This window comes from Methylocystis parvus, assembly GCF_049675845.1.
Lineage (GTDB): Bacteria > Pseudomonadota > Alphaproteobacteria > Rhizobiales > Beijerinckiaceae > Methylocystis > Methylocystis parvus_A.
Genome location: NZ_CP187161.1, coordinates 2,776,771 through 2,794,648, shown reverse-complemented (window position 1 = coordinate 2,794,648; position 17,878 = coordinate 2,776,771). Strand labels below are relative to the sequence as shown.

At 66.1% G+C, this 17,878-nt stretch carries 16 protein-coding genes and 1 pseudogene; 7 read left to right on the top strand and 10 right to left on the bottom strand.

Features of this window, described 5'->3' with window-relative positions:
• Positions 1-7: 7 nt before the first annotated feature.
• The 10 genes and pseudogenes from ACPFMJ_RS14515 to ACPFMJ_RS14470 all read right to left on the bottom strand — a co-directional run bounded on the left by ACPFMJ_RS14515 (position 8) and on the right by ACPFMJ_RS14470 (position 10,973).
• Complete coding sequence (locus ACPFMJ_RS14515; RefSeq protein WP_424363873.1) at positions 8-724, bottom strand: NUDIX hydrolase; 717 nt, start codon at positions 722-724, stop codon at positions 8-10.
• 2 nt (positions 725-726) lie between these two features.
• The gene (locus tag ACPFMJ_RS14510) at positions 727-1,635 is read right to left on the bottom strand and encodes a PhzF family phenazine biosynthesis protein (protein ID WP_424360677.1); all 909 of its coding nucleotides are present in this window, start codon (positions 1,633-1,635) and stop codon (positions 727-729) included.
• 9 nt (positions 1,636-1,644) lie between these two features.
• Positions 1,645-2,466 carry a nuclear transport factor 2 family protein gene (locus ACPFMJ_RS14505; protein ID WP_424360676.1) on the bottom strand — a complete coding sequence of 274 codons (822 nt, stop codon included), beginning with the start codon at positions 2,464-2,466 and terminating at the stop codon, positions 1,645-1,647.
• Between the two features lie 268 nt (positions 2,467-2,734).
• Complete coding sequence (locus ACPFMJ_RS14500) at positions 2,735-3,613, bottom strand: nuclear transport factor 2 family protein (protein WP_424360675.1); 879 nt, start codon at positions 3,611-3,613, stop codon at positions 2,735-2,737.
• Positions 3,614-3,682: 69 nt separating this feature from the next.
• Complete coding sequence (ilvC, locus tag ACPFMJ_RS14495; RefSeq protein WP_424360674.1) at positions 3,683-4,702, bottom strand: ketol-acid reductoisomerase; 1,020 nt, start codon at positions 4,700-4,702, stop codon at positions 3,683-3,685.
• Positions 4,703-4,858: 156 nt separating this feature from the next.
• On the bottom strand, positions 4,859-6,361 hold the full coding sequence (locus ACPFMJ_RS14490; protein WP_424360673.1) for an outer membrane protein: 1,503 nt from the start codon (positions 6,359-6,361) through the stop codon (positions 4,859-4,861).
• Between the two features lie 297 nt (positions 6,362-6,658).
• Positions 6,659-8,423, bottom strand: a pseudogene (locus tag ACPFMJ_RS14485) (acetolactate synthase 3 large subunit).
• Positions 8,424-8,688: 265 nt separating this feature from the next.
• Entirely contained in the window at positions 8,689-9,306 is a 618-nt protein-coding gene (locus ACPFMJ_RS14480) for a glutathione S-transferase family protein (protein WP_424360672.1), read from the bottom strand.
• 75 nt (positions 9,307-9,381) lie between these two features.
• Entirely contained in the window at positions 9,382-9,996 is a 615-nt protein-coding gene (locus ACPFMJ_RS14475) for a TetR/AcrR family transcriptional regulator (RefSeq protein ID WP_424360671.1), read from the bottom strand.
• Between the two features lie 230 nt (positions 9,997-10,226).
• The gene (locus ACPFMJ_RS14470; protein WP_424360670.1) at positions 10,227-10,973 is read right to left on the bottom strand and encodes a YebC/PmpR family DNA-binding transcriptional regulator; all 747 of its coding nucleotides are present in this window, start codon (positions 10,971-10,973) and stop codon (positions 10,227-10,229) included.
• A 103-nt stretch (positions 10,974-11,076) separates the two neighbouring features.
• On the opposite strand from ACPFMJ_RS14470, the gene ACPFMJ_RS14465 reads away from it, so the two are divergent.
• The 7 genes from ACPFMJ_RS14465 to ACPFMJ_RS14435 all read left to right on the top strand — a co-directional run bounded on the left by ACPFMJ_RS14465 (position 11,077) and on the right by ACPFMJ_RS14435 (position 17,795).
• The gene (locus ACPFMJ_RS14465) at positions 11,077-12,024 is read left to right on the top strand and encodes a TIGR00730 family Rossman fold protein (RefSeq protein WP_424360669.1); all 948 of its coding nucleotides are present in this window, start codon (positions 11,077-11,079) and stop codon (positions 12,022-12,024) included.
• Positions 12,025-12,157: 133 nt separating this feature from the next.
• On the top strand, positions 12,158-12,520 hold the full coding sequence (locus tag ACPFMJ_RS14460) for a YidB family protein (protein ID WP_424360667.1): 363 nt from the start codon (positions 12,158-12,160) through the stop codon (positions 12,518-12,520).
• A 138-nt stretch (positions 12,521-12,658) separates the two neighbouring features.
• A complete protein-coding gene (gene gmd / locus ACPFMJ_RS14455) occupies positions 12,659-13,639 on the top strand; it encodes a GDP-mannose 4,6-dehydratase (RefSeq protein ID WP_424360666.1) in 981 nt (326 codons plus the stop codon).
• 22 nt (positions 13,640-13,661) lie between these two features.
• A complete protein-coding gene (locus ACPFMJ_RS14450; protein ID WP_424360665.1) occupies positions 13,662-14,645 on the top strand; it encodes an NAD-dependent epimerase/dehydratase family protein in 984 nt (327 codons plus the stop codon).
• Entirely contained in the window at positions 14,642-16,054 is a 1,413-nt protein-coding gene (locus tag ACPFMJ_RS14445; RefSeq protein ID WP_424360664.1) for a glycosyltransferase family 4 protein, read from the top strand. The genes ACPFMJ_RS14450 and ACPFMJ_RS14445 overlap by 4 nt, the downstream gene beginning before the upstream one ends.
• A gap of 169 nt (positions 16,055-16,223) precedes the next feature.
• A complete protein-coding gene (locus ACPFMJ_RS14440) occupies positions 16,224-16,754 on the top strand; it encodes a hypothetical protein (RefSeq protein ID WP_424360663.1) in 531 nt (176 codons plus the stop codon).
• Between the two features lie 183 nt (positions 16,755-16,937).
• Positions 16,938-17,795, top strand: coding sequence for an outer membrane protein (locus ACPFMJ_RS14435; RefSeq protein ID WP_424360662.1), 858 nt, complete (start codon positions 16,938-16,940; stop codon positions 17,793-17,795).
• The last annotated feature ends 83 nt before the right edge of the window (positions 17,796-17,878 follow it).

The following is a 17,878-nucleotide window of genomic DNA, read 5'->3' as shown; positions in this document are numbered from 1 at the left end:
GCCGAATTCAGCCCCTCTCGGCGGCGCGGGCGAGAAAGGCGGTCATGAAGGCCGGCAGGCGCGGATCGTCATGGACGCCGGGCGCCAGCATGTGAACGTCCGAAAGCTCGGGCTCCGCCTCCTGGCCGAGATAGCCCAGCACCCGCTCGCGCAAGGCGCTCGCCGGCTGCGGCCAGTCGATCTGCTTGATGCAGGCGACGCGCTGGCGATCGAAGATCACGGTCCAGCCCTGCGCCGCGGCGCCCTCCCCGGCCGGAAGGCCCGCCTCCTCATGGAGTTCCCGCGCGAGGCTCCCCGGCAGATCGACGACGCCGCCCGCGATGACATCGTGCGGGTCCGGCGTGCCGCCGGGAAAATAGCGCTGGCCGGCCGCCGAATGGCCGGGCCCCATTTCGCCCACGAGATAGGCCCCATCGCTGGAGCGCACCGCCGGCATGGCGAAGCAGTTGAAAACGCTTCGGTCCGGCCAGCCGAAATCGCGCCAGCCCAGAAAACGCGAGAAGCGGGTCTCGAAGGCGTCGAGCCTCAGCACGCGCGCGCCCGCCTCCACGCCGATTTCGGCGCGGCAGGCGAGGAGGACGGGACCGTCGTAAAGTGTCGGATTGCGCTCGACCCGCTCGGCCCAATGCCGGTCGATCGCCGCCGCTTCCGCCTCGGCGAAAGCCCAGCGATGCGGAACGAGGCGACAGTCGAGACGGTCGACCTCGACGATGCTCGGCTCCATGCTCACAGAAACAGCCTCCCCTCGCCGACGCGAACGGCCTGCCCGCCAATCGCGACGCGCGTCAGCGCCCCGCGCTCGACGGTCATGCGCAAGGTAATGCGCGACGGACGGCCCATCGCGTAGCCCTGTTCGATGAACAATTCATGTTCGCCGTCGTCGGGGCGCTCGAACTCCAACGCCACCGCTGCGAAGGCCGCCGCGGCCGAGCCCGTCGCCGGATCCTCGTCGATGCCGAGTCCATTGGCGAACATCCTTGCATGGACCGCGCTGGCCGGGTCGACGGTCTCCCGCGTGTAGAGGAAAGCGCCGGCGGCGGCGCCGATCACGTCGGAAAACGGAGCCGCGCGCCGCGCCCGATCGAGGGCCGCCCGCGACGCGATGGGGACATAGACGAAAGCCGGGCCGGCGGCGCGGATGGTCGGCGCATGGCCGTCGAACCCGATGTCTTCGGGCGCGAGCGACAGGGCGTCAGCAAGCGCGGCCCCGTCCGGCGCGCCCGCGAGCGTCGCCGGAACGACCGGCAGGGCGAGTTCGGCGTAAGTCACGCCACTGCGCCCGCGCAGCGCCTCGCAGCGCAGGAGTCCCAGCTTGCATTCCAGCACGACGGCGACGCCGTGGCGCGAGAGAAGATCGCCCGCCCGCGTCTCTGCAAGATAAGCGGCGGCGCCGATCGTCGGATGGCCCGCGAAGGGCAGCTCCGTCGCGGGCGTGAAGATGCGGACCCGCGCCGTGTGGACGGGGTCGCGCGGCTCGAGCAGGAAAACCGTCTCGCTCAGATTGAATTCGCGCGCGATCGCCTGCATTTCGTCGCCGCCCAGAGCATGCGCGCCCTCGACGACCGCCAGCGGATTTCCCGCGAAACGCCGGTCGGTGAAGACGTCGAGAAGGGCGTAGGACAGGCTGCGGGTCACGTCGCCGCGTCAGTCCTGCATCTGCAGCAGCGCGACGCTGTCGCGGAACTCGACGAGTTCGACGATCTTCCCCTCCTCGAAGCGCACGAAATCCGCGACCTCGACAATGCCCCGGCGCCCGGTGCCGTGATGGCGCCATTCCACAGTGCGGCGGGTGGCGACCGATCCGCCGTCGATCACCATGTCGGGCGTTGCGCAGCTCACCTGCTCGAAATCGACCGCCACCGAGCGCACGACGCTCAAAAGCGCCTCGATTCCGCGATGGCGTCCCGCATAGGCGATCGAGCGCCGGTCGCCGACGAATTCGCAGACGACGTCGGGCGCGTAATAGCTGCGAAACAGCTTGATGTCCGGGCCCTGGCGGGAGAAGCTGCCAAGCGCCTTCATCCGCCGCGCCATCTCCTCCCGGCTGAGGCCAGGATGAGGCGGGTTCAACATGTCCTCGAAGCTCTTCTGCGGCTCATCCGCCATGCGGGACGGAGCGTGATGGTCGAGAAATTCGTGCATCTCCGCGATGCGGTCGTTACGCCAGCGGAGAAAATGGGCCATGTCCATGCAATAGACTTCGCCCGTGGCGCGGCGCCGCCAGTGGCTCGTCCAGCGCACCGCCGTACGGTCGCCCTCGACGACGACGTCCCTCACCTCGAAGTCGAGCGGCTCATATTCGATGTCGGTCCGGCGCAGATGTTCGCCCAGCGCCTGGCTGCCCTGCCAGTGACCTGCGGGGAACATGCCGACCCTGCCATTGTAGCTGAGCTCGGCGTCGTCCGTGAAAAGCTTGACAGTCGCCGCTATGTTTCCCGACATGCGGACACTGATGAGCTCGTGCACGCGCCGGCGCGTTTCGTTCTCGGCGGCCTGTCTTGGCCCTCCGCCCATCCCATGCATAAGATGTCGCCCTGACCCGTAGCTCCCGGACGCCGCAATTGCGTCGGGCGGTCTCCGGCTTCCAAACGGAGACTTTCCTGGAATAACGCCGTGCAATATGCCCGGTCGGAGCGCCGGTTGTCGACCGGCTTCTAGAGAGGAAACGCCGCCCGATGAACGGGACAACACTAAAAAAGCCCCGATTTTAGAGAAAAATTTCGCCAGAAAAGATTTAGTCGCTCATCAGCGCCAGCGACACCGTGTCGCGAAACTCGATCAGTTCGACCACCAAGCCGTTCTCGAATCGAACAAAATCGGCGAGCTCGGAAACGCCGACGCGGCCCGTGCCGCGGTGACGCCAATGGACGCGGCGGCGCCCGCAGACCCGTCCCTCCTCGATCATCATTTCCGAGACGGCGAAATTGCGCTGCTCGAAATCGACGTTGACGGCGCGGATGATGCCGACCATCGCTTCGACGCCGACATGCCGGCCGGCATAGGGAAGCCGGGCGCGGTCGCCCACGAACTCGCAGACGATGTCGGGCGAGCAGAGTTCACGGACCAGATCGAGATCGGGCGCTTGGTCGTAGGCGACGAGCCGGCGCGCGCGCTGCTCCATCTCCTCCCGGGTCAGCTCTGGCGCACGGGGCGCGATGAGGCTCTCGAGGCTGGGGAGCGCGGCGAAGGGCGACGAAGCCTTGCTCTGCGCGTCGAAAAACTCGTGCATCTCGACGACGAGGCCATTCTCCCAACGCAGGAAATGGGCGGCGTCGATCGGATAGACCTTGCTCGTCGCATGGCGGCGCCAATATCCGCGCCAGCGCACCGCTGCGCGGTCTTCGTCGACGACGATGTCGAGAATCTCGTGATCTTGCGGAAAATAGTTCTCATCCGTGCGCCGGAAGAGATCGCGCACCGCAGGCGCGCCGGCCCATATGTCGGGCCCGATGATCCCCTCCCGCCATGCGTTGCAATAGACGACGACGAGAGGGTCTACATAGGTTTGAAAGCGCTCATATTGCCGGCGCATTCGGCATTCGAGCATTTCGGCGATGAGGCGGCGTTGGTCGGCGGCGGTCAGCCGAATCGTGCGGTTGCCCCCACCCTCCATGCCCCTGACCCTCCTTGCGCCTCGGGCCGGCGCGCAGCCCCTCCGACCGCGCGCCCGCCCATCATTTGCTTAATTGCGCTCCTTGTCGACGAGCTTGTTCTTGCCGATCCAGGGCATCATGGCGCGAAGCCGGGCGCCGACCTCCTCGATCGGATGCGCGGCGTTGCGCGCGCGCGTCGCCTTGAACGAGGTCTGGTTGACCTTGTTCTCCAGCATCCAGTCGCGCGTGAACTTGCCGGACTGAATGTCCTCGAGGCAGCGCTTCATCTCGGCCTTGGTCTCCGGCGTGATGATGCGCGGGCCGGTGACGTATTCGCCATATTCGGCGGTGTTCGACACCGAGTAGTTCATGTTGGCGATGCCGCCCTCATAGATGAGGTCGACGATGAGCTTCACCTCGTGGAGGCACTCGAAATAGGCCATTTCCGGCGCGTAGCCGGCCTCGACCAGCGTCTCGAAACCGTTGCGGATCAGCTCGACGAGGCCGCCGCAGAGCACGACCTGCTCGCCGAAGAGATCGGTCTCGCATTCCTCGCGGAAGGTCGTCTCGATGATGCCGGCCTTGCCGCCGCCGATCGCCGACGCATAGGAGAGCGCGATGTCCTTGGCGTTGCCGGACGCGTCCTGATGCACCGCGACGAGGCAGGGCACGCCGCCGCCCTTGAGATATTCGCCGCGCACCGTGTGGCCGGGGCCCTTCGGCGCGACCATCATCACGTCGAGATCCTTGCGCGGCTCGATGAGGTTGAAGTGGATGTTGAGGCCGTGCGCGAAGAGCAGCGCGGCGCCCTGCTTCAGGTTGGGGGCCAGCTCATTGGCGTAGATCTCGCCCTGCAGCTCGTCGGGCGTCAGCATCATGACGACGTCGGCCCATTTGGCGGCTTCCGGAACGGTCATGACCTTGAGGCCGGCGCCTTCCGCCTTGGCGGCGGAGGCGGAGCCGGGACGCAACGCGACCGCGACGTCCGGAACGCCCGATTCCTTGAGGTTGAGGGCATGCGCGAAGCCCTGGCTGCCATAGCCGACAATGGCGACCTTCTTGCCCTTGATCAAATTGATGTCGGCGTCCCGATCGTAGTAAACGCGCATTTCCTGTCGTTCCTTGATTGTCTGGTGTTTTGGCGGATGACGGGACCGCCCGGCCTGACGTCATGAATTTCGCGCGCCCTTTTACGCGGCGCGGCCGTCTAGGTCAAAGGCCGCCTCGAAAGGCGGCCCGGCGCGAAGGCTTTTTCTGGAAGAGTCTCAGTATTTCGCGACGACCGGCGCCGGCTCCTGCCCGCCAAAGCGCCAGTTCAGCCCGATGCGGGTGACGTTCGTCGTGAACCGCCCGGTCGAGAAGGAGCCGAGAAAGGGCGCGGGTCCAGCTCCGAAGGCGGGGCCATTCACGCCGCTCAGGCTCACATAGAGATATTCCGCCTTGAGCGACAGATTGCGCGTGAGCGCATATTCCGTGCCCGACCCTACCGTCCAGCCGAACTGCGTCCGCGCGCCGGACCCCGTAAAGAGCGCGCCCGCGACCTGCGCGCCCGAGGTCGCGATTTCGCCGTAGGCCGCGCCGCCCGTGGCGTACAGGACCGACGAACCCCGCGCATAGCCGATCCGCGCGCGCGTCGTTCCGAACCAGTTCATGGCGTTCGGCGTGTCGGTGAAGACGAAGCCGTTGGGACCGCCGATCGTGGTCGCCTGATGCCAGGCTCTCACGCCGCTCCATTGCGCGTCGGTTTCCACGCCGAGGACGATCTGATTGGCGAATTGATGGTTGTAGCCGACCTGCCCGCCCGCTACCGCGCCGCCAGTGCGATTGGAGACATAGGTCGAGAAGGCGAGGCCCGGATTGGCGAAGGCGGTGACCCCGTCGACCACCCCGCCGCCATAGCCGGCGTTCACGCCCGCGTAGAAGCCGGTCCAGTCGAGCGAGGGTTTCTGGAACAGCAGCGCCATGATCCCCCCTTCGGTCGAGGGCATGAGATCGGAAAGGCCGCCAAACCGATAATTGAGTCCGCCGCGGACCATATGGGCCTGCATCAGCCCCGTGGAGAAGGAGCCGGCGAGCGGCGGCAAGGGAGGCGGCGTCAGGCCGATCGCCGGGGCGGAAACGCCCGGCAGCTGGAGATAGAGATATTCCGCCCGCGCCGAGAGCCGACCCGAAAGCGCGATGTCGAGGCCCGCGCCGGCGGCCCAGCCGACATTCGTCTGGCGCGCATAGCCCGACGAGATCAGACCCGCGGCGAGCGCCTGCACGCCGCTGGCCGAGGTCTCGCCATAGGCGACGCCGCCGGTCACATAGGGAAGCAGCCGGCCGAAGGAATAGCCCGCCCGCGCGCGCGTCGTGCCGAACCATTCGAGGCTCTGGCTTGTATTGGCGTATGTCGCGACCAGCGGATTGGAGGCGGCCGTCGTCGCCTGATGGGAGGACTTGATGTCGCTCCATTGCATGTCGCTCTCAACGCCGAGAACGACGCCGTTGGCGAGTTGATAATCATAGCCGACCTGGCCGCCGACGAACCAGCCGCTCCCCTGGTCGAAGGTGCGCGTCGCCGTCCCTCCAAGGAGAGGGTTGGCCAGCCCGACGCTCGCGTCAAGCACGGCGCCGCCATAGCCGCGGTTGTAGCCGATGTGAAACCCCGTCCAGACGAAGACCGGCGCCGGCGCGGGCGGCGGCTCCTTGCGGGCGGGAAGGTCGGCTGCGAAAGCAGGAAAGCCCGCCATGGCGACGGCGATGGAAAGCAGGGACTTCTTGGACATCTGGACGATCCTCGCCGCCGGGGCGCGGCGGCTGCGACGATTATTGGGTCCAGAATGATGAAGGAGTATGAAGCGTCAACGCGAAGTCAGCCAGAAAGCAGGCGCGGCGGCCTTTCGCCCGCGCCTGTGTCATTTGCGCAACGAATTCCCCTTGCCTGGCCGACGCTAGATCGGATCCGGCCCGCGCGAAATCCTTGCAAGGCCTTCCCATGGTTGGGAGATCATCGGGGCCAGATCGACTGCGGAGCGGCTTCGGCTCTCACCCCAACCCTCTCCCGTTAACGGCGAGAGGGGACTTTAAACCAGCATCTTGCCCTTTTCGTCGATGATGGCGCCGATGTCGACGCCCGCGTCGTCCGAACGATCGGCGAGCAGCATGTCGTTACGAGGGGATCATCGGGAAGCAGTTCTCGGCCTTGTCGACGACGCAGTCGAAAATCACCGGGCCGTCATAGTCGAGCATTTCTTGAATCGCCGCGTCGAGATCCTTGGGGTCCGAGCAGCGAATGCCCTTGCCGCCGAAGGCTTCGGCGAGCTTCACGAAATCCGGCAGCGCCTCGGAATAGCTGTGCGAATAGCGCCCGCCATGCAGCAGCTCCTGCCACTGGCGCACCATGCCCATATATTCGTTGTTCAGGATGAAGATCTTCACCGGCAGACGGTACTGGATCGCCGTCGACATCTCCTGAATGTTCATCAGGATCGAGGCATCGCCCGCACATGTCGATGACGAGCGATTTCGGATGCGCGAGCTGTACGCCGATCGCCGCCGGCAATCCATAGCCCATCGTGCCGAGGCCGCCCGAGGTCATCCAGCGATTCGGCTCCTCGAAGTGGAGGAATGCTGCGCGGCCCACATCTGATGCTGGCCGACTTCGGTCGTGAAATAGCGTACACGTCCTTGTCCCGGGTGAGCGCATAGAGGCGCTGCACGGCGTATTGCGGCTTGATGGTCGTGTCGGAGTTGCGGAAGGCGAGCGACTTCTTCGCGCGCCATTCGTCGATCTGCGCCCACCAATGGTCGAGCGGCTGCTTGTCGGCGTGCATCGCCTCGGCGCGCCACACGCGCACCATGGCTTCGAGCACGTGCGCGCAGTCGCCGACGATGGCGATATCGACCTTGACGTTCTTGTTGATCGAGGAGCGGATCGATGTCGACGTGGATTTTCTTCGAGTTCGGCGAGAAGGCGTCGAGACGGCCGGTGATGCGGTCGTCGAAGCGCGCGCCGACGGCGATCATCACGATCGCAATCGTGCATCGCGTGTTCGCCTCATAGGTGCCGTGCATGCCGAGCATGCCGAGCCAGTTGCTTGCCCGATGCCGGATAGGCGCCGAGGCCCATCAAGGTCGAGGTGATCGGGAAGCCCGTGAGGCCGACGAACTCGCGCAGCAGCGTCGAGGCTCGCTTCGGGCCGGAGTTGATGACGCCGCCGCCCGTATAGAAGACCGGGCGCTTGGCGGCGGCCATCATCTCGACGGCCTCGCGGATCGCCTCCATGTCGGCGTCGAGCTTGGGTTGATAGGTCTTGTGCGCCGCGCCGCGCGGGGGCGTGTAGACGCCGCGCGCGAACTGCACGTCCTTGGGAATGTCGACCACCACCGGGCCAGGACGGCCCGGGACGTGCGATGTAGAAGGCCTCGTGCAGCACGCGCGCGCAAGATCGCGACGCTCTTCACCAGTAATTGTGCTTCGTGCACGGGCGCGTGATGCCGACCGTGTCGCATTCCTGGAACGCGTCGTTGCCGATGAGATGCGTCGGCACCTGGCCGGTGATGCAGACGAGCGGAATGGAATCCATCAGCGCGTCGGCAAGGCCCGTCACGGTGTTGGTCGCGCCGGGGCCCGAGGTCACGAGCAGCACGCCGACCTTGCCGGTTGAGCGAGCATAGCCCTCAGCCGCATGCAACGCGCCGCCTTCGTGGCGCACCAGAATGTGGCTGCACCTTCTCCTGCTGGAAAAGGACGTCGTAGATCGGAAGAACCGCGCCGCCGGGATAGCCGAAGATCGTCTCGACGCCTTGGTCCTTCAGGGCCTCGACCACCATTTCCGCGCCGGTCATCAAGCGCCATCGGCGGAGTGCGGGCTATCCCCGCTCCGTCTCCGGCGCCACATCTACTACGAGAAGACCGCGCATCGCGCCCCGCTTGTTCCTTGACGCGGCAGAGGTTACGGGACGCGCGGGAGAGAATCAAGGGAGGATGCGGTCCTTTAAGTCCGCATCGAGGAGACGGTCGGCAGGAGGGGCGCCGTCCGCCGTTGCGAGCGTAGCGAAGCAATCCGGAGCCGCGCCCCCGCCCCTGGATTGCGTCGCCTGCTGCCGAGCTTTACGCCCCTTCAGCCGCCAACACCGCCTGCACCGCGGGGTCCGCCGCCATCATGTCGTGATGCGCCCGCACCGCCGGAAACTGCGACAGCCCATCGTCGAGCAGCTTCTGGGCCCAGCGCTCCATGGGGAAGACATAGGCGTCGAGATAGCTGCGCTTTTCGCCCAGAAAGAAGCGCCGGCCGGAAAGATGCGCCTCGATCAATGCGAATTTCTTATGCGCCAGCGCCTTGGCGGCTTCGCGAATGTCGTCGAAGGCCTCCTTCTCCCGCGCGCGGGTGTAGCGGTTGGGGACGAACAGCGGGAAGAAGGCCGGATGCAGGTCGCCGGTGATGAAGAAGCTCCAGCGGTCGGCCTCCGCCTCTTCGCGCGCGGAGCCCTGGATCTCCAGCCCCGCCTGCGGAAAGCGCCGGGCGAGATAACGCAGGATCGCGGCGTCCTGCGTAAGGATCCACCCCTCGCCCGTATCGAGCGCGGGCACGGCCCCGGCGGGGTTGATCTTGAGATATTCCTTGTCGCCGAACTGGACTTCCCTGGCGCCGTAAGGCTCGCCGATCCATTCGAGCGCGATATGGGCGGCGAGCGAGCAGGCGCCGGGGTGATAGTAAAGCGTAACCATGGCGAGGCTCCCGGGTGGCGGATGCCTCGCGATAATTAGGGAGCGCAACGACGCCTTTCCGCCGGAAGCGTCGCCTTAAATCCCCTTGGACTTCCCCACCGCCGCCGCCATCACTCCCTGCACCGCGCCCTCCAGCACCAATGCCGGATCGGCGGTCTTCGCCGGATCGAAATGGCCGGAAATCGTCAGCATCGCCACGCCATGCGCCAGCGCCCAGATCTGCAAAGCCACATGCCGCGCACCCTGCGCCGGGGCGCCGGCCTGCTGCAGCCACGCCACCACCGCGCGCCATAAAATTTCCAGCGCATGGTCGGCCGCGCCGCCGGCCCCCGGATCGGCGAGCGTCGCCGCCTGGCCGAACATGGCGGCGTAGAGGCCCGGCTCCTCGCGGGCGAATTTGAGATAGGCGGCGCACATGGCGGCCATGGCGGCCTTGGCGTCGGGCCGGCCTTCATCCCACGCCGCCTCGATGCGCGCGCCGAACGTCTCGAAGCCCTGCCGGGCGATCTCGGCGAGCAGCGCGTCGCGGCCGGAGAAATGACGATAGGGAGCGGCGGGGGTGACGCCCGCGCGGCGGGCGGCTTCGGTCAGGGTGAGGGCGGAGGGGCCGCCCTCGGCCAATATGTCGATCGCGGCGTCGACCAGCGCCTGTTTGAGCGAACCGTGATGATAGCGGCGTTTCACATGCATCGGTTCGCTCGGGACGCTCGCTCCACCCCCAGAACACCGCCACACCGTTGGGCGTCGAGCCCGTCCCTCCCCTTTACGGGGAGGGTGGCGCGCGAAGCGCGACGGGTGGGGTAAAGCCCCGGCCTTTGTCGTCCTTGCCTGAACCCCACCCGGCGGCTTTCAGCCGCCGACCTCCCCGTAAAGGGGAGGTATGGGGATCGCCGCGCAGGGCCGCTAGCGACCCGGCAAACTCACCCCGCGAGCTTCGCCATCAGCGCGTCGGAGATTTCGAAGTTGGCGTAGACGTTCTGCACGTCGTCATTGTCTTCGAGCGCGCCGACGAGCTTGACGATCTTCTCGCCCGCCTCGTCGTCGACCTTGATCGTGTTCTGCGGCCGCCAGACGAGCGCGGCCTTCTTCGAATCGCCGAACTTCTCTTCGAGCGCCTTGGCGACGTCGCGCAGGCTCTCCACGGAGGTGATGATCTCGTGGCTCTCGTCGGTCGAGGACACGTCGTCGGCGCCCGCCTCGATGGCGGCCTCCATCATCGCGTCCTCGGAGGCGACCTTCTTGTCGAACTCGATCAGCCCCACGCGGTCGAACATGAAGGAGACGGCGCCGGTTTCAGCGAGCGAACCGCCCGCCTTGGTGAAATAGGAGCGCACCTCGCCGGCCGTGCGGTTGCGGTTGTCGGTCAGCGCCTCGATGATGACGGCGACGCCGCCCGGGGCGTAGCCCTCGTAGCGCACTTCATCATAGTTCTCCGAATCAGCGCCCGAGGCCTTCTTGATCGCGCGGTCGATATTGTCCTTGGGCATGTTCTCGGCCTTGGCGGCGAGAACGGCGGCGCGCAGGCGGGCGTTCATGTTCGGGTCGGGCAGGCCCGCCTTGGCGGCGACGGTGATTTCGCGGGCGAGCTTGGAGAAGAGCTTGGAGCGGATCGCGTCCTGCTTGCCCTTCTTGTGCATAATATTCTTGAACTGACTATGCCCGGCCATCGTCCTTCGCCCTTTGGTCCTTCAAACTTTCTTGAATGCGCGCTCGCGCCGTCCGGGCCGTCTATACTCTTGGGCGAAGCGGAAATAAAGGAAGGCGCATCGCATGAAGAGAAGGGACGAAGGCCGGGAGCCCAACCCGCCGCATCTGCTGCGCCGATGCGAGCCGCTGCCCGAGGAGCAGCCCAAGCCCGTCCATGACGATCCTGAAGCGGCGAAGCGCGTCGCCGCCCTGTTGGCGAGCCCCGCCTATCGCGAGGCGAATTCCGACGTCGACTTCCTCAATTCGGACGCCGCCCGCGGGCCGAGGCTCGAACTCGACTATCTGAAGCCCGAATTGCTGCTGCGCCGCTACGGGATCACCGAGGCCATCGTCGTTTTCGGCTCGACCCGCATCGTCGAGCCGAAAGCCGCCGCGGCCAGGCTCGCGGAGGCGCAAGCCAAGGCGGCGGCGCGGCCGAACGACGCCGAAGCGGCGACGCGGCTGCGGATCGCGGAGCGCGTCGCCGCCAAAGCCCATTACTACGACATCGCCCGCGAGTTCGGGCGGATCGTGGGCGAAGCGGAGCATTTGACCGAGGGCCGCCGCCTCGCCATCGTCACCGGCGGCGGGCCGGGGATCATGGAGGCGGCCAATCGCGGCGCTTTCGACGTCGGGGCCGCGACCGTGGGGCTGAACATCCACCTGCCGCGCGAGCAGTTTCCCAACCCCTACATCACGCCGGACCTCTGCTTCCGCTTCCATTATTTCGCGATGCGCAAGCTGCACTTCATGCTGCGCGCGCAGGCGCTGGTCGCCTTTCCCGGCGGCTTCGGGACGCTGGACGAGCTGTTCGAGACCCTGACCCTCGCACAGACCCGCGTCATGAAACCGGTTCCGATCGTCCTCGTCGGCGAGGATTATTGGCGGCGCGTCTTCGATCCCGACTTCCTCGTGGAGGAAGGGGTCATCGCGCCCGAGGATCGCGCCTTGTTCTGGTACGCCGAGACGGCGCAGCAGATCTGGGAGGGAATTTTGCGGTGGCGGGAAAAGTGCGGCGATCCGCTTATTTAGCGCGAATCCGGCCCAGTTCCGCCCTGCCGCGGCCCCGCAAAATGCCGGAGGCGTCATTGTAACGGCGCAGGTCGATCACTATTTGACACCTCGCGCGCGGCGGAGCGCGCCCGAGTTTCACAGGAGGTTCTGCATGAGCTGGCTCAAGGCAATCGTTGGCGGCGCCATCGGCGCGGAAGCGCTCACCCTCATCAAGGGTTACGTCGAGAAGGAAGGCGGGCTCGACGCGGTCGTGAAGAAGTTCCAGGACGGCGGCTACAAGAAGCAGGTCGATTCCTGGATTTCCACGGGCCAGAATCAGGCGATCAGCGCCATCGAGGTCGGCCAGGCGATCGGCATCGAGAAGGTCAAGAAGCTGGCCGAGGCGGCCGGCGTCGACGTCAGCAAGGCCCGCGACCTCCTCGCCGAATATCTTCCCATGGCGATCGACAAGGCGACTCCGGAAGGCAAGCTGCCGGCCCCGGAAAAGGACGAGACCAAAAAGTCCCTTTACTGAAACCGCCGCTTGTTAACTGTTTTCAGCCGCCGGAGCCCTTCCGGCGGCTTTCGTTTTACCTGTTTTCCCGCGCCGACTTGCCTCGCGGGCCCCGATTCTTTAAGCCGTTCGGCCAGAAAACTTCGATAAGGACGATTGATGACCAAGCGCGCGCTGGTGACGGGCGTCACGGGGCAGGACGGCGCCTACCTTTCGCAATTGCTGCTGGAGAAGGGCTATGAGGTCCACGGCGTCATTCGCCGTTCCTCGCATCGCGGGGTCGAGGACCATCGCCTGCGCTGGCTCGGCATTGGCGGCAAGGTCCATCTGCACGACGCGGACCTCGCCGACCTCTCCAGCCTCCTGCGCACGGTTCAGGAAGTGCAGCCGGCCGAGATCTACAATCTCGCGGCGCAGTCCTTCGTCGCGTCGTCCTGGCGCCAGCCCATTCTCACCGCCAACGTCACCGCCGTCGGCGTGACGAATATGCTGGAGGCCATGCGCATCGGCGCGCCGGGCGCGCGTTTCTATCAGGCCTCCTCCTCCGAAATGTACGGGCTCATTCAGGAGCCGATGCAGAGCGAGAAGACGCCCTTCTATCCGCGCTCGCCTTACGCCGTCGCCAAGCTCTACGGCCACTGGATCACAGTGAATTACCGCGAGAGCTTCGGCCTGCACGCGTCGTCCGGCATACTCTTCAACCACGAGAGCCCGCTGCGCGGCGTCGAATTCGTCACCCGCAAGGTCACCCACGGCGTCGCCGCGATCAAACTCGGCAAGGCGAACGAACTGCGCCTCGGCAATATCGACGCCAAGCGCGACTGGGGCCACGCCAAGGACTATGTCCGCGCCATGTGGTTGATGCTGCAGCAGGAGAAGGCGGACGACTATGTCGTCGCGACCGGCGTCACAACCACGGTCCGCGACATGTGCCGCATCGCCTTCGACCATGCCGGTCTCGACATGGACAAATATCTCGTCATCGACCCGGCCTTCTACCGCCCGGCGGAAGTCGACGTGCTGCTCGGTGACGCCAGCAAGGCCCGCAAGGCGCTCGGCTGGAAGCCCGAAATCAATCTCGATCAGATGATCCGGGAAATGCTGGACGCGGATCTCGAGCGGCTGCGGCTCGAACCCTGATTCCAAGCCGAGAGGGTCGGCGATGGCGTCCTATGAGCGCATTCTACTGACGGGCGGGGCCGGCTTTGTCGGCGCGCATATGGCGGCCGCGCTGGCGGGCGCCTATCCGCAGGCCAAGCGCGTCGTGCTGCTGCGGCCCGGAGAGACCGGGGCCAATCGCGCCTTCGCGCCCGTCGAAGCCAACCTTCTCGACGAAGCGGCGATCGACCGGATTGTCCGCGACCTTTCCCCCGATCTCGTCGTGCATCTCGCCGGCCAGGCCTCGATCGGCCGGGCGGCGGGCGCGGCCGAGGAAACCTGGCGGGTGAATTTCCACGGCGCCTTCGGGCTCGGAGCGGCCGTCGCCCGTCATGCGCCGCGCGCGGCCATGCTCTTCACCTCGACCGCCGCCGCCTATGGCGCGAGCTTTCGCGACGGCGTGCTGACCGAAGACGTGCCGCTGAAGCCCATGGACGTCTACAGCCGCTCCAAGGCCGCAGCCGAAAGCGCGCTTTCCGACGTCGTCGGCGAGGACGCGCGGCTGATCGTCGCCCGTCCGGTCAATCATTCAGGCCCGGGCCAGCGCAGCCGCAATTTCGTGCTCGCTTCCTTCGCCGCGCAGATCGCCGCGATCGAGGCCGGCAAGGCGGAACCGCGCATGAAGGTCGGCGACCTCTCAAAGGCGCGCGACTTCCTCGATGTGCGCGACGTGGTCGACGCCTATATGCGCCTCATCGGCAAGGCGCGCGATTTCCCCGAGCGCGTCTCGATCTTCAACATCGGCTCCGGCGAGGCGCGCACGATCAGCTCGCTGCTCGACGATCTGCGCGCCATGGCGCGCGCGCCCTTCGAGGTCGAAATCGACCCGCAATTGCTGCGCCCCTCCGCGACCGACATCGCCAGCGTGGCCTGCAACGCCTCGAAGCTGCGCGCCGCCACGGGCTGGGCCCCGCGCCATTCGCTCGAGGACATGCTCGGCGCGCTGCTCGACGAATGGCGCGCGGAAGTCGCGAGCGGCCGCGCATGAGCGACGAGTCGCCGTCGAAGGACGCCGAGCGGATCAGGCTCCTGGAATTTCAGCTCGACCATCTGCGCGCCGAACTGCTGCACCTCACCCATGAGCGCTACCGGCTGATCTATTCGGCCTCGGGCCATCTCTACCGCTTCCTGCGCCCCATCGAGCAGCGCCTTGCTGACGCCGGCGGCGCGCTCCTTGCGCGACTGAGGCCGAAAGCCGAGGAAACGCCGGCGCCTGTCGCCGCGAGCGCTCCCGTCGCAGCGACGCAGGCCCTGCCCGCGAAGCGGCTGCTGATCGACGTCACCGGCACGGTGAAGCGCGACGCCGGCACGGGCATCCAGCGCGTCGTCAAGGAAGTCGCGCGCGCCTGCCCTTCGGGCGCCGTCTTCGACATCCCGGCCTTCGCCGTGCGCTGCGACGCGGGCAGGCTCTACACCGCCAACGCCTTCACCGCCGCGCTCGGCGGGTCCGAGACCGGCCCCGACACGGAAGTGGCGATCGAACCGGGCGACCGTTTCCTGACGCTCTCAGACAGCTGGAACGCCTTCGAGGAGCTGGCGCCGGTCTTCGAGCGCATCCGTGCGCAGGGCGGCGAGATCGTGACCTGCATCTTCGATCTCATCCCGGAGCTTTATCCCCACGCCTGCCACGAAGTGACGGTGCCGCGCTATCGCGCCTGGCTGCGCAAGGCGCTCCTCGAGAGCGACGCCTTCCTGGCGATCTCGCGCACGGTGGCGGAGGAGCTTGCGGATTATGTCGTGGCCAGCGGCCTGCCGCATCGGCCAGAGCTCAAGATCGGCTGGTTCCAGTGCGGCGCCGATCTGGCGGCGCCCGCGACCCGAAAGCCGCGCGAAAAGATCGCGGTCGCCGTTGCGGGCGACGCGCCGGCCTTTCTCATGGTCGGCACGATCGAGCCCCGCAAGGGCCATCGCGTCGCGCTCGACGCTTTCGACGCGCTGTGGAAGCAGGGCGTCGACGCGCGCTTCGTCATCGTCGGGCGACGCGGCTGGTTCGAGGAGGCGATCGTAACCGCGATCCGGAGCCACGCCGAATTCGGCCGGCGGCTCTTCTGGTTCGACGACGTGGACGATGGCGAATTGTCCTATCTCTACGACAATTCCCGCGCGCTGATCCTGCCCTCCTACGCCGAGGGCTTCGGCCTCCCCATCGTGGAGGCCGCCATGCGCGGGCGCCCCGTCATCTGCAGCGACATTCCGGTCTTTCGCGAGGTGGGGCGCGACGGCGCGCTTTATTTCCGCGTCAACGACCCCGCGGCGCTGACGGCCGCGATTCGCGCTTTCCTCGCCGGCGAGAAAATCCCCGATCCGGCGAAGGCGCTCGACATTTCCTGGGCGCTGGCGGCGCGGCGCATCGTGGAGGTCGTCGCGCGCGAGGACTGGCTCTCCCGCCTGCCGTGAGCGGCGATGCTGCAATGCAGCAAACCCGCCTCGCGGGGCCTTGTTTCGCTAAAGCGGCAAAGCATGTTAGAGAGGCGACAATCGGTCGCGCGGTCCGCATGTCTCGGAAAGCGCGGCTTTTCGCTTGTTTCGCGGCCAAAAGAGCCGCCGCCCAAGGGATGCAACGTTCATGGCCCTCAATATTCCGTTCGTCAACGACCCGACGCCCCGCACCTTCTTCAAGATGCTGAATCTCGAGGCGTCGCAGCTTTCGCTCCCCGAGTCGGATACGCTCATGAAGGGCGCGCTCGCGGCCTATGTCGTGCTGCAGGCCGCCGCGCAATTCTTCTCGAAGTCGCTCGTGGTCAGCATTTTCTACGGCGTCGGCAGCGCGGCCGTTCTGTACGGGGCGACCTTCTTCCTCCTGCGCTTCCTCAAGCAGGAGGAGAAATTCGTGAAGACGCTCACCGCCATGGCGGTCATGGGCGCCGTCGCGGCGCTCGCTTACATCATCCTTCATCTCATCGTCGGCGTCGCGCTGCCGCCGCCCCTGCCGACCGAGCGCCTCGCGCGCTTCCTGCTGTTCCCGATCATCGTGTGGACCGCCTTCATGTACGCCTTCCTGCTGCGTCACGTCGCGCTGCGGCCGATTCCGGCCTTCGTGACGGCGGCGCTCTATGTGCTGGCGATCGAAGTGGTTCTCTCGGCGGTCAATTTCTAAAGCCCCGCACAGGGATGAATATTCGGGCGCCCGCGCCTCGCGGGCGCCTTTTTTGCGCGCTATCGCAAGAAAGTGGAAACCATCTCCGCACATTAAGCGCGCATTAAGTATAATCCCTCATTCTTCCTTCATTCCCGCGCCGCGCCTTCGCGCCCGGCCGGCGCTTGAGCAAGGAAGAATGCAATGGTCCGCTCCACTTTGCGCGCCCGCGCGACGATCGTCACAGCGCTGCTCGGCGCCCTCTTCGCGCCCGCGACCAAGGCCGCGGATATGCCCTTCCCCGTAGAGGCGCCGCCGCCGGTCGAGGAAGGCCCCGTCGAATGGGGCTCCAACTGGTATCTGCGCGGCGATCTCGGACTGGCGCGGACCTATCCGACGGAACTCAACGGCGTCGCGCTGAACAACAGCATGCCGAACAACTGGACCATCGGTCTCGGCGGCGGCTACAAGTTCAACAATTGGTTCCGCACCGACGTCACCGTCGATTACGAAAGCCTCTACAACAAGAACACGGTCCGTAGCGACGTGATGCTGCCCTGCATCACGGGCCTCTATCAGCCGGATCCCAACTTCAATCCCGGCGTCGTGAACGCGACCTATGCGGCCTGCTCCCCCTTTGTGCGCAATCGCACCGAGTCGATGCTCGTTCTCGGCAACGCCTATATTGATCTTGGCACGTGGTACGGCTTCACGCCCTATGTCGGCGCCGGCGTCGGCCTGAACGTCCTCTATCAGCGCGCTTCCACGCAATGGTACATGCTGAACGGCGTGCCCTATGCGGGCACAACCTTCACCGACCCCCGCAACGGCGCCGTCTATATGCAGAATTGGGACACGAAGTATGAAGGCACCTACCTTCGCTTCGCCTACGCCTTCATGGGCGGCGTCGCCTACGACATCGACAATCACTGGAAGATCGATGTTGGCTACCGCTTCGCCAATATGGGCAGGATCACCGGCGTGGACCGCTATAACCTGCCAGTCTCGCGCGATCTCATCAGCCATCAGGTCCGCGTGGGCGTCCGCTATATGATCGACTGATCTAGGCGCGCCCGCCGCGCAATGTTAAACAGCCAACCGGCCGATCCTTCAGGGGTCGGCCGGTTTTGCTTTTCGCGCCTCGC